Source organism: Desulfitobacterium sp., from assembly GCF_034927245.1.
Classification (GTDB): Bacteria; Bacillota; Desulfitobacteriia; order Desulfitobacteriales; family Desulfitobacteriaceae; genus Desulfitobacterium_A.
Genome location: NZ_JAYFQK010000081.1, coordinates 1 through 11,125 on the forward strand (window position 1 = coordinate 1; position 11,125 = coordinate 11,125).

Annotated in this window: 7 protein-coding genes and 1 pseudogene; 7 read left to right on the top strand and 1 reads right to left on the bottom strand. The window is 44.1% G+C overall.

Annotated features, from left to right (window positions below; genetic code table 11):
* The 6 genes and pseudogenes from VB077_RS16185 to cydC form a co-directional block, all read left to right on the top strand.
* Positions 1 to 432: pseudogene (locus VB077_RS16185) on the top strand (GHMP kinase); the annotation flags it as partial.
* Positions 433 to 443: 11 nt separating this feature from the next.
* Positions 444 to 1,538 carry a threonine-phosphate decarboxylase CobD gene (gene cobD, locus VB077_RS16190; protein ID WP_323416294.1) on the top strand — a complete coding sequence of 365 codons (1,095 nt, stop codon included), beginning with the start codon at positions 444 to 446 and terminating at the stop codon, positions 1,536 to 1,538.
* A 260-nt stretch (positions 1,539 to 1,798) separates the two neighbouring features.
* Positions 1,799 to 3,184 (top strand): cytochrome ubiquinol oxidase subunit I, encoded by a 1,386-nt coding sequence (locus tag VB077_RS16195; RefSeq protein ID WP_323416295.1) that lies wholly within the window; start codon positions 1,799 to 1,801, stop codon positions 3,182 to 3,184.
* Positions 3,175 to 4,179 (top strand): cytochrome d ubiquinol oxidase subunit II, encoded by a 1,005-nt coding sequence (cydB, locus tag VB077_RS16200; RefSeq protein WP_323416296.1) that lies wholly within the window; start codon positions 3,175 to 3,177, stop codon positions 4,177 to 4,179. The genes VB077_RS16195 and cydB overlap by 10 nt, the downstream gene beginning before the upstream one ends.
* 143 nt (positions 4,180 to 4,322) lie before the next feature.
* Positions 4,323 to 6,095, top strand: a complete 1,773-nt coding sequence (gene cydD, locus VB077_RS16205; protein WP_323416297.1) for a thiol reductant ABC exporter subunit CydD — start codon at positions 4,323 to 4,325, stop codon at positions 6,093 to 6,095.
* Entirely contained in the window at positions 6,092 to 7,858 is a 1,767-nt protein-coding gene (cydC, locus tag VB077_RS16210) for a thiol reductant ABC exporter subunit CydC (RefSeq protein WP_323416298.1), read from the top strand. The genes cydD and cydC overlap by 4 nt, the downstream gene beginning before the upstream one ends.
* Positions 7,859 to 7,941: 83 nt before the next feature.
* On the opposite strand, the gene VB077_RS16215 is transcribed toward cydC, so the two are convergent.
* Complete coding sequence (locus VB077_RS16215) at positions 7,942 to 8,490, bottom strand: hypothetical protein (RefSeq protein ID WP_323416299.1); 549 nt, start codon at positions 8,488 to 8,490, stop codon at positions 7,942 to 7,944.
* Between the two features lie 263 nt (positions 8,491 to 8,753).
* Between VB077_RS16215 and VB077_RS16220 the strand changes: the two genes are divergently transcribed.
* Positions 8,754 to 10,964: a YcdB/YcdC domain-containing protein gene (locus VB077_RS16220; RefSeq protein ID WP_323416300.1), complete on the top strand. Its 2,211-nt coding sequence runs from the start codon at positions 8,754 to 8,756 to the stop codon at positions 10,962 to 10,964.
* The last annotated feature ends 161 nt before the right edge of the window (positions 10,965 to 11,125 follow it).

An 11,125-nucleotide genomic window follows, 5' to 3' on the forward strand; every position in this document is an offset into this window, starting at 1 on the left:
GATACACAACGTTTTAATGCCCGAGCCGATCTGCTGGAACATTACCGGAGGCATGAAGCTCTGATTAAAAAAGCCCTGGCCATTTTTTATGAAGGTATTGACCGTTCTGACTTGGAAAAAATGGCTTATGCCGGTACAATCAGTGCCCAGTGCAATCAGGAGATCAATCCTAAGCCCTATATGCAAGAAATCCTGCGCTTGGTCAGAAGTCTTGGGGGGCTGGGGATGATCACCGCTCACAGCGGAACGTTGCTGGCGGGGGTTTTTGCTTCGGAATTATCACCATATCAGCAAGAAGCAATCTTGGAGAATATTCGCGATCAATTTAATCCTGTTCAGATCGAATGGATGAAAACGTGCAACGGCGGGATTCAGAGCACGGCTATCCGGACAGTGAAGGAAACCTCGGAAAATTTTGAAGTTTGCACATAGGAGTGAAGCGAATGCATGGAGGAAATTTGCGCGAGGCCCGGGAGAAATATGGAAGAGAGGATTTTATCGATCTATCAGCCAATATTAATCCCTTTGGACCTCCAAAGGCCCTATGGCAGCGACTTAAAGAATCGCTTCCCCAAATCACCCATTATCCTGACCCGGATTCGAAGCGCCTTACCCAAAAATTAGCGCAGCGTTTTGGACTTCCGCCGGAGCAGATTTTAATAGGCAACGGAGCAGGAGAGCTTCTGTTTAGCCTGACTTTGGCGCTGCATCCTGTAAAAGTCCTTATACCGGTCCCTGGTTTTAGTGAATATGAACGGGCGGCCCGGGCGGCAAAAGCGGAGATTGGCTATTTAGCGTTAGGGGTTAAGGGATGGAAGAGCTTACCACGGATAGACTCGCTTGAAGAGCGTCAAAAGTTTATTAAATTATGGCAGAAAGCTTTAAACGGTTGTGATCTTGTCTATCTTAATTCGCCACATAATCCGACAGGCAGTCTGATGGATCAAGATCAATTCAAACTGTTCCTTGAAATCGCCAAGACATCAAATTGCTGGGTTATTTTTGATGAATCCTTCTTTGAATTTCTGGAGAAGGAGCAGCGCTGGAGCGCAAAAAATTACCTCAAGGACAACCCAAAGCTTATTGTGCTTTATTCTATGACCAAGTTTTTTTCTCTGCCGGGGATTCGATTAGGGGCAGCCTTCGCTCAACCTGAAGTTCTGACTTGCGTAAGAAAATATAGAGATCCCTGGTCGGTCAATGCTCTGGCGGAAGAAGCGGGAATATGTGTTTTGGAGGATTCTGCCTTTCCGGATGAAGTACGGCAAAAGATAGGGGAGAGCAGGGAATTTTTCTATCGTCAGTTTAATAAGGCACATTTCCATAACCTAATTTTACACTCCTCTACGGTCAATTTTGCGTTAATCGAAGTGAAGGACCGGACTGCGGCTGAAGTCGTAGAGAAACTGGGCAGAAAAGGAATTCTCGTGCGAAATTGCGATAACTTTCAGGGACTCGAAGGTCAATTTATTCGGGTGGCCATTAAGGATAAAGAGAGCATGAAATGCTTAATCGAAGGACTGCAATCGAAGTGTTGAAAAGATTCCGACTTTTCCGCAAAATAATTCTGGCTAAACCTTGGACTACGGGTTAAAATGGAATTGAAAAAATATTCACATGAAAAAATGAAAAAAAAGCAAATAAAAATTTGTGAAATTATTGACAATTATAATTAAAATAATTAAAATGTTAATGTAATACTAAATAGCATTTTATAATAATTACTTATTGGAAAGAGGCGATGTTTTTTAGGCCAGGTCACACCCTATACCCGAAATTAAAAATAGGAGGTTATTGAATGAGCGCGTTGATTTTATCCAGATTGCAATTTGCGGTAACAACGTCATATCACTTTCTTTTTGTACCGCTCACACTCGGGTTATCTGTTCTCGTTGCAATTATGGAAACCCTTTACGTCCGAACCGGAAATGAAACCTACAAAAAAATGACAAAGTTCTGGGGAAAATTATTCCTCATTAACTTCGCGGTCGGAGTTGTAACAGGGTTGGTACAGGAATTCCAGTTTGGAATGAACTGGTCTGAATATTCTCGGTTTATGGGTGACATTTTTGGAGCACCTTTAGCGATTGAGGCTTTACTTGCCTTCTTTATCGAATCTACATTCCTTGGACTTTGGGTTTTTGGATGGGATAAACTCTCGAAAAAGATCCATCTACTCAGTATATGGCTTGTAGCTTTTGCAAGCAACATTTCCGCCTTATGGATTTTGATCGCAAACTCGTTTATGCAAGAACCTGTAGGATATGTGCTGAGAAACGGCCGTGCCGAGATGAACAGTTTTCTTGCTTTAATTACCAATGAACACGTCTTTTATCAGTTTCCACATACCGTTCTCAGTGGTTTTACAACAGCTGCCTTTTTTGTCTTGGGAATTAGTGCTTACCACTTAATTCGGAAAAATTCGCTTGAAGTTTTCCGCCGCTCTTTTAAAATCGCTACGATCTTCGGCCTAATCAGCGTTTTTGGCGTTATGGGCATAGGCCATCTTCAAGGCGTACATCTTGTGCAGGCTCAACCGATGAAAATGGCTGCAGTCGAGGCACACTGGGAAACAGAGCAGCCGGCAGGCTTTAATGTCTTTGCTTCTATAGATGAACAAAATCATAGGAACACATCTGAACTTAAGATTCCCGGAATGTTAAGCTTCCTCTCCTATAATAATTTCACAGCTGAGGTTAAAGGAATTAACGAACTTCAGAAAGCGGATGAGCAGCAATACGGCCCCGGAAATTATGTACCTCCTGTAACCACTCTCTTCTGGAGTTTCAGGATCATGATAGCGGCAGGTACGATAATGATTCTGCTCGTTTTGATCGGAATCTTCTCATTGAAGAATCAACGGTTTGAACAAAAGAACGGCTTCTTGAAAGTCCTTCTTTGGGCAATCCCTCTTCCTTATATCGCCAATACAACCGGTTGGTTTGTGGCTGAGATAGGAAGGCAGCCTTGGATTGTTTACGGCTTGCAAAAAACAGCGGCAGGAGTTTCGACAGTTGTTCCTGCGGGTCAGATTCTGACGACATTGATTGCCTTTACTCTGATTTATGGTGTTGTAGCCGTGGCAGCCGTGTATCTCTTTGTGAAATATGCAAAACAAAGCCCGGATGAAATAACAGCTAAACCGGATGAGAATGTGGCGAAGGGGGCATCATTATGGACTTAAACATTTTATGGTTTATTTTAATCGCGGTGCTTTTTGCCGGGTTCTTCTTCCTTGAAGGTTTTGACTTTGGAGTCGGAATACTCCTGCCGTTCCTGGGCAAGAATGACAATGAACGACGTGTTTTGATCAATACAATCGGACCGGTTTGGGACGGTAATGAAGTTTGGATGATTACGGCAGGCGGTGCGATATTCGCCGCTTTCCCGAATTGGTACGCAACATTGTTCAGCGGATTTTATCTTGCGCTTTTCGTAATTCTCTTTGCTTTAATTGTACGCGGGGTGGCCTTTGAATTTAGAAGTTCGGATAGCAATCCGAAGTGGCGTAATCTTTGGGACTGGATGATCTTTATTGGCAGTGCTTTATCTGCGCTCCTCTGGGGTGTTGCCTGTGCGGATTTGCTTCGCGGAGTCCCGATTGATGCCCATATGCAATTTGCGGGGAATTTCTTTGATCTCATTCCACCGTATGCGCTTTTAGCCGGAGTATCTACTTTCCTTTTATTCACACTTCATGGAGCACTTTATTTGAGCCTGAAAACAGAAGGGGAAATGCTCAATAAAGTCCAAAATGCGGCTAAGAAAATCGGAGTAGTTACAGTTTTGGTGGTTGTGGTGTTTGCAGTAATGACGTTCTTTGAAACAGATCTATTTGCAAGCATGGTCGCTACGATTGCCCTTCTTTTGTGTGCTGTGGCTTTGATTTTAGCTAATGTCATGCTTCGCAGCGGCAAAAGCGGTAAGGCTTTTGTTTCAAGCGCCTTAACCATAGTTTTCTTAACAGCTTCAATCTTTGCCGGACTTTTCCCGCGGGTTATGGTGTCCAGCTTAAGACCGGACTGGAGCTTAACCATCTATAATGCATCGTCAAGTCCTTATACCCTAAAGATTATGACGATCGTCGCCTTAACGCTGGTTCCGATTGTTCTTGCATATCAAGCTTGGAGCTACTGGGTATTTAGGAAAAGAGTTACCGAAAAAGACCTGCGTTATTAATGGATTTAGGATAATAGAAGACTGATTCGAGTGGGGCTGTCGCAAAACAGCCCCTTTTATTTATATGTATCTACGAGGAATGCATAAGCTTTATGGAGAATAATCAGAGTAGACTTTTCGGATCAAGATTAGGGGATGAAGGTATGATCGATAAACGGCTCCTGCGCGCATCACGGCGTGTTTCGAGTCTCCTCATTGTAACTGTCATATTAGGGATCGTGGCAGCAGGATTGGCGGTTGCCCAGGCCTATGCATTGTCTCACGTCGTAGCTGAGGCTTTTCTTAATAAAGCGGTTTTAACAAGCCTTTGGACACCGCTGGTATGGATACTCGGGATTATACTGCTGCGGGGCGTTGTTCAGTGGTTAAGTGCGATTGTTGCCCAAGAAGCAGCGATTCGGGTCAAAGAGAATATCAGAGAACAATTTCTTAAAGCATTAATTCAATTAGGCCCGCTTTATGCTCGGGGCGAACGGGCGGGTGAGTTAGTCAACACTGCAGTTGAAGGAATTGAATCCCTGGAAGATTATTTTGCCCGATACCTGCCTCAGCTTGCAATGGCCGGATTGATTCCGCTTTTTATGCTTTTTTATATCTTCCCTTTAGATTATCAAACTGCTCTGGTTTTGCTTGTAACAGGGCCGATCATTCCCGTATTTATGATGTTAATCGGCAAACTTGCGGAGAAAAAGTCGTTGCAGCAGTGGCGTGCCTTAAGTTGGATGAGTGCGCATTTTCTGGACATGCTGCAAGGATTGGCTACTTTAAAAGTTTTTGGGCGAAGCAAAGATCAGGCTCGCGTGATCGGGAGAGTTAGCGAGTCTTTCCGCAAGACGACCCTCAGCGTCTTACGGATTGCTTTTTTATCCGCACTGGTCTTGGAATTCATGACCACGATCAGCACGGCTCTTGTGGCAGTGGCCTTAGGGGTAAGGTTAGTTTACGGGAAAATAATATTTGAAGAGGCACTCTTTCTTTTAGTCATAACTCCGGAATTTTATCTTCCTTTACGAAATCTGGGGTTAAGGTTCCATGCCAGTCTTTCCGGGGTAAATGCCGCTAACCGAATCTATGAGGTTCTTAATCAGATTGAGAATCTGACAGAGGATACGGAGGATTTAGGAAATGATGAACTTTGCCTTCAGAGCGGTTCTAAGCCTTCAGAATTAGAATTAGCAAAGGCAAATATTATTTTTAGGAATGTCTCCCTGGTTTACGATGCCGATGGATTAGCGGCACTTGATGGGGTCGATTTGGAGATTCGCCCGGGGGAACACGTTGCGCTTGTTGGGCCGAGCGGGGCGGGGAAAAGTACGGTTTTTTCCTTGCTGATGCATTTTATAAAACCGACCAAAGGCGAAATTATCATTGCCGGAACTCCGCTTGAACAATTGCCTGCAGCCCAATGGCGTTCGCAGATCGCCTATTTATCCCAACAGCCCTATCTGTTCTCAGGTACGATTGAGGAAAATATTCGGCTGGCCCGCCCGGAGGCTCTTGATTCAGAAGTACGCGAAGCGGCGGAAAAAGCAGCGGCCCATGAGTTTATTATGACTTTTCCCAACGGGTATCAGACCTTGGTAGGTGAAGGCGGGGCCCGTTTAAGCGGCGGTCAGGCTCAACGGATTGCGATTGCGCGAGCTTTTCTGAAAAATGCCTCACTGCTGTTATTAGATGAAGCGACAGAAGGTTTGGACGCGGAAAGTGAACATGTGATTCAGGACTCTTTGAGTGAGCTCATGAAAGGAAGAACCGTACTGATGATTGCCCATCGTTTAAACACGGTTTGTCAGGCTGATCGTATTCTGGTCCTTGATCACGGTAAAATTGCCGAAACAGGATCTCATCAAGAATTGCTGCAGCGGCAGGGACTCTATGCCCAGTTTGTCCGGGAATACAGAGGTGAGACAGCATGAAAGGATTTCAATATTTGATTCGCCTTATGGTTCCATATCGCCGACGGATTCTGCTGGCATTGCTGATGAGTGTTCTGGCCATTTACAGTCATATCGGATTGATGGCGACAGCTGCCTATCTCTTGGCTAGAGCGGCACTTCAGCCCCCGATGATGGACCTGATGGTAGCTATTGTCGGGGTACGTTTCTTTGGGATTGGGAGAGCCGTTTTACGATATTTGGAGCGCTATTTTTCCCACGATGTCACTTTCCGGATTCTCAGCCAAATCAGGGTAAGTGTTTATGAAGCGATTGAACCGTTAGCCCCGGCGCGCCTGATGTATTTTAAAAGCGGTGATCTGCTCGGCCGAATCGTAGGCGATGTGGAGGCGCAAAAGGATCTCTACCTTCGCGTGCTTGCCCCTCCTTTGGTTGCGGTTATCGTTTTATTGGGATATGGAATCTTTTTAGCTGCCTTTGATCAGCGGCTCCCGTTTATTCTTGCCGCCTTCTTTCTCCTGGGTGGAGTAGGGATTCCTTTAGTCATTAAAGCCCTGGGCAAGGATGCGGGGAAGCGGAAAATTACGGAAAAGTCACAGCTTCAGGTTCAAACGCTCGATCTTATCCAGGGAATGTCTGAGCTGATCTCTTTTGGTCAAGAAGAATCTTTCCTTGAGAAAATTAAAACGACTCAACAAAGATATAGTTCAGCCCAAAGAAGCTATTCTCGCTTGGAAGGATTATCAGGGGCAGCTTTAGGCGTGGTTTCCAATTTAGGCATGTGGGTGGTCCTTGTATTCGGCGTTATTCTGATTGAACAAGGAAAACTTGACGGGGTTTATCTGGGAATGCTTACGCTAGGGGTTCTCAGCAGCTTTGAAACAATCGAAGCGCTGCCCATGTCTTTGCAAAAGTTTGATGAAACACGGGTTGCGGCGGAGCGATTGTGGGAATTGAAGGAATCGAAACCTGAAGTTCCGGAGACCTTACGCACTTCCACAGCGTCGGCGATCGATTCTGTTTTTCCGAGTTATTCTCCTGTGCTGGAAATATCTCAGCTTCATTTCCGTTATGAGCAGGGCGAACCCTATGTGCTTCAAGATATCTCGTTTAAGGTCCCCCTCAAGGGAAAGGTAGGAATCGTGGGCCCAAGCGGAGCAGGAAAGAGCAGTCTGGTTCAGCTGTTACTGAGATTCTGGGATTATCATGTGGGTAGTATTAAACTCAATGGTAAGGAGCTTAAGACTATTGATGCGGCACAAGCCCGTCATTATTTTGGGGTAGTGACCCAAAAGACTCATCTATTTAATGCAACGGTAAAGGAAAATTTATTGTTGGCCAGCCCTCAGGCAACAGATGAAGAATTGTACGAAGCCTGTCGGAAGGCTAAGATTCACGACTTTATCCTTTCCCTGCCTGAAGGCTATGAAAGTAAAATCGGGGAAGAAGGTCTCAAGCTTTCGGGTGGACAGCGCCAAAGGCTCGCAATTGCACGGGTCATTTTAACAAATGCCCCAATTCTCATATTAGATGAAGCAACAACAGGGCTTGATCCGGTGACTGAACGAGACGTGATCGAGGAAATTCTTGATTTAATGAAGGACCGAACAATCATTGTCATATCCCATCATTTGCCGATCATGCAAAAGCTTGATGAAGTGCTTGTGTTTAACGAGGGCAAGATTGCGGAACGCGGCACACATCAGGAACTTCTGAATGAAGGAAAGCTTTATACGAAATTATGGGATAGGGCTGATATTTTTAAATCTTGGGAACAGGTTTAATACGCCCCTACCACATAAAACTGAGGGACTGTTGAATTCAACAGTCCCTCAGTTTTATGTGCCCCTAAGTTAGGGGTGCTCCGCTAAAGCAGTTTATTAAGTTCGAAGAATCTTGCCGGTTGTTCGGAAAGTATGGTATTGATTTTCCAATGTCCGTCATCTTTAAGCAGACCAAGTTTAGTGCTGTATTGATTCCGAGTTGTTTGGCCATTCGCAGAAACTTTTGCATCAAAGGTAAGTTTGACATTGGCCAGGTTTGAGGAAAGTTTATCAACCTCTGAAACCTGCACGGATTCAACTTCAGATTCAGCATTAACCGCTTTGGCGGCGAGTAAGCCATCCGTTGTAAGCTGTTTAAAGGTGTTCTGGTATTCTGAAGTCATTAGGGAAAGCAATTCATTATTCACTTCGACGTAGTTTTCAAGATTATATGTATAATATTTCTGCGCAAATTCCAGAGAAAGCTCTTCTACTTCTTTACGGTCAGCGGGGGTCATCGGTTCAACAGGAGCAGTCGAAGTTTGGGATGTTTCAAGGCGATATCGATAGGAGAGTACGTTGAGGGATGGGGAACACCCGGATAGAATGAGTGCAGTGATGATAATAGAAATAAACAGGAGAGGATGTTTCATACAATTCACCCCTTATATGTTTGCCAGAACATCTAATATTAAGGTTTTCGGCATAAACGATGAAAAACCTGCCGAACAAATGGAATAGTATGAACATTTATACTATAAAAATATTTGATTATGTTATTAGAATTTTAATAAATAAAAAGATTCATTCGACCGTCATAGGTTGGTATGAATTTGCGTCTATATATATGGATATATGGATAAATAGATTAATCGGGTGAACCGGATTAACCAGGGAAGAAGGGATGATGTTTTTCATGTTTAAGTTTCGTAAGTTAGTAATTCCTTTAGCTTTTGTGTTCTTGGCACAAACGATTGTTCCTACAGCTGTTTTAGGAGCTGAAGCAACGAAAGCTAAAATCACTGCCCCAGCCAAAACTGAAATCAGTCTTGAACAGGCGATTAATTTAGTGAAACAAAACTTCGAGGTTCCTAAAGAATTTTCTCAGTTTACCTCAGGATTCAACAGCTATAATAGCCGGCAAAGCTGGTCGTTGAACTGGTCGAATCCCGATCGGAACGGCGGCAGCTTTTCGGCTCAAGTGGATGTGAACAGCGGGGAAATTATGAATATGAACCAATGGAAAAACACTCCCGAAACGGAATCAGAATTCAATCTCCCTCAAGTGTCCTATGCGGAAGCGAAGGAAATTGCCCAGCAGTTAGTCAATAAAATGCTGCCGGATCGTTTAGGAGAATTAGAATTTGTTCAGGAAGATTCCCGAGTTATATCATTGAATAATCGGGGCATGATCACTTATGCATTTCAGTGGAAACGAGTGGTCAATGGAATTCAATTTCCCGGGAATTCTGTGGATGTTCAAGTCAATGGCAGGGATGGCCGCATTATGAGTTACAACTTGAACTGGAGCAAGGATAGTTTTCCGGAAGCTCAGGGGATCATCAGCGGGGATAAGGCACGTCAATCCTTTGAGAAATACAAAATGTTGGAACTTCAATACTTTACACCTCCGCAGATGCGTCCTCTTACTGCGACACCGAAAGCCCAAGCCCGCCTTATTTACCAATTAACGAATTCATCAAGCAATGGAGCAATAGATGCTTTCACCGGGGAACCGGTTAAGTTGGAAAACGGACATTGGTTAGCTCAGGATAGTCTCGCGAATGCCGGTGCTTACAATAAAGCGGGTAGGGGTGAGGTTCAGCAGCCTGTTTTAAGCCCGGAAGAGCAAAAGGAAATTGAGCAGAATGAAAAGATTATCACTCAGGAACAGGCGGTTGAAGCGGTTAAAAAGTGGATCAATGTCCCTGATTCACTTATTTTAAGAACCGCAAATTTAGGTATGAACGGATACTATAGTCGGAATCGGGTCTGGTCCTTAAATTGGTCTTCCGATCAAAAGAATCAAGGAGATGTCCAAAATATTTATGCTCAAGTGGATGCCGTAAACGGTGAATTATTGGCTTTCACTTTCAGTATTTCGTCGCAGCCAAATCCCAAAACAGAAGATCAAACGCCAATGGATCGAGCGGCATCACAACAGTTTGCCGAGGATTTTTTAAAGAAGATTCAACCTGAGCGTTTTCAAAAGGTTAAGCTGATAGAGAATCCGAATGAGTACTCTATAAAAATGGGTGCAAGGGGTGATCTTCAAGAATTTAATTACCAGCGTCTCGAGAAAGGTGTTTTGTTCCCCAATAATGGAATGTCAGTTAGGGTTGATGCTGTATCGAAAGCGATCATCGGCTACAATCTGAATTGGGGAGAACTGGATTTCCCGAACCCAACGGAGGCAATGGCTCAGGGGAGTGCAGAAACGTCATTTCTTGAAGCCCGTCCTTTAGAACTTAAATATATACAAATGTATGATGCAAATGGGCTAAGTGAAATCCGCCTTGTTTATCAACCTTCTCTGAAGAATGTTCTGGCGCGCTCCAATATGATGGATGCTAAAACGAAGCAGTTTTTGAATTGGCAGGGGGAAGCTTTAGAAAATCTTGAACATCCTTATTACTTTAAGGATATAGCGGGCAACTTTGCGGAAAAGGAAATCAGCCTTTTAGGCCAAGCGGGAATCTTCGGCGAAAATCAGGATGAATTTAAACCCAATGAGAATTTAACGATGGCTTCGATGCTCAGAGCGATGATTATTGCCAAAAATGGGGTATGGCAAAGTACAAACCTCAGTGATCAAGAAGTGCTGCAAAAGGCTAAGGCTTTAGGCTGGTTAAGAGAAGATGTATCCCCGGCGGATAATGTGAACCGGGAACAGATGGCTAAGCTCCTTGTCCGATTTTTAAACCTTGAGAAAGTCGCTCATCTTCAGAACCTGTTCCAAAGTCCTTATGAGGATGTCAGTATCGATAATTCGGCAGTGGGATATGCATCATTAGTCAAAGGGTTAGGGCTGATGAAAATAGAAGGAGCAAATTTCGAACCCGAACGGATGATGACTCGCGCGGAGGGAGCGTATGCTCTCGTAAAAACCCTGAAAGTTGATTTTTAGCATTTAATTATGTGTAGCCAATTACTCCTTTCTTGCATACGCTGTGTCAGAAATACTCTATATTCAGGCGTGTACGAAAGGAGTAAGGGCTATGAGTACGATGCCAATGACCGGCGATTTTGTCCGGGAGTCAGTGGAACTGCATCTTTTTTGGGCTCGAA

Coding starts and splice junctions, on each gene's coding strand:
- VB077_RS16220 (WP_323416300.1), top strand. CDS start 8,754: ATGTTTAAGTTTCGTAAGTTAGTAATTCCTTTAGCTTTTGTGTTCTTG.
- VB077_RS16195 (WP_323416295.1), top strand. CDS start 1,799: ATGAGCGCGTTGATTTTATCCAGATTGCAATTTGCGGTAACAACGTCA.
- cydB (WP_323416296.1), top strand. CDS start 3,175: ATGGACTTAAACATTTTATGGTTTATTTTAATCGCGGTGCTTTTTGCC.
- cobD (WP_323416294.1), top strand. CDS start 444: ATGCATGGAGGAAATTTGCGCGAGGCCCGGGAGAAATATGGAAGAGAG.
- cydD (WP_323416297.1), top strand. CDS start 4,323: ATGATCGATAAACGGCTCCTGCGCGCATCACGGCGTGTTTCGAGTCTC.
- VB077_RS16215 (WP_323416299.1), bottom strand. CDS start 8,490: ATGAAACATCCTCTCCTGTTTATTTCTATTATCATCACTGCACTCATT.
- cydC (WP_323416298.1), top strand. CDS start 6,092: ATGAAAGGATTTCAATATTTGATTCGCCTTATGGTTCCATATCGCCGA.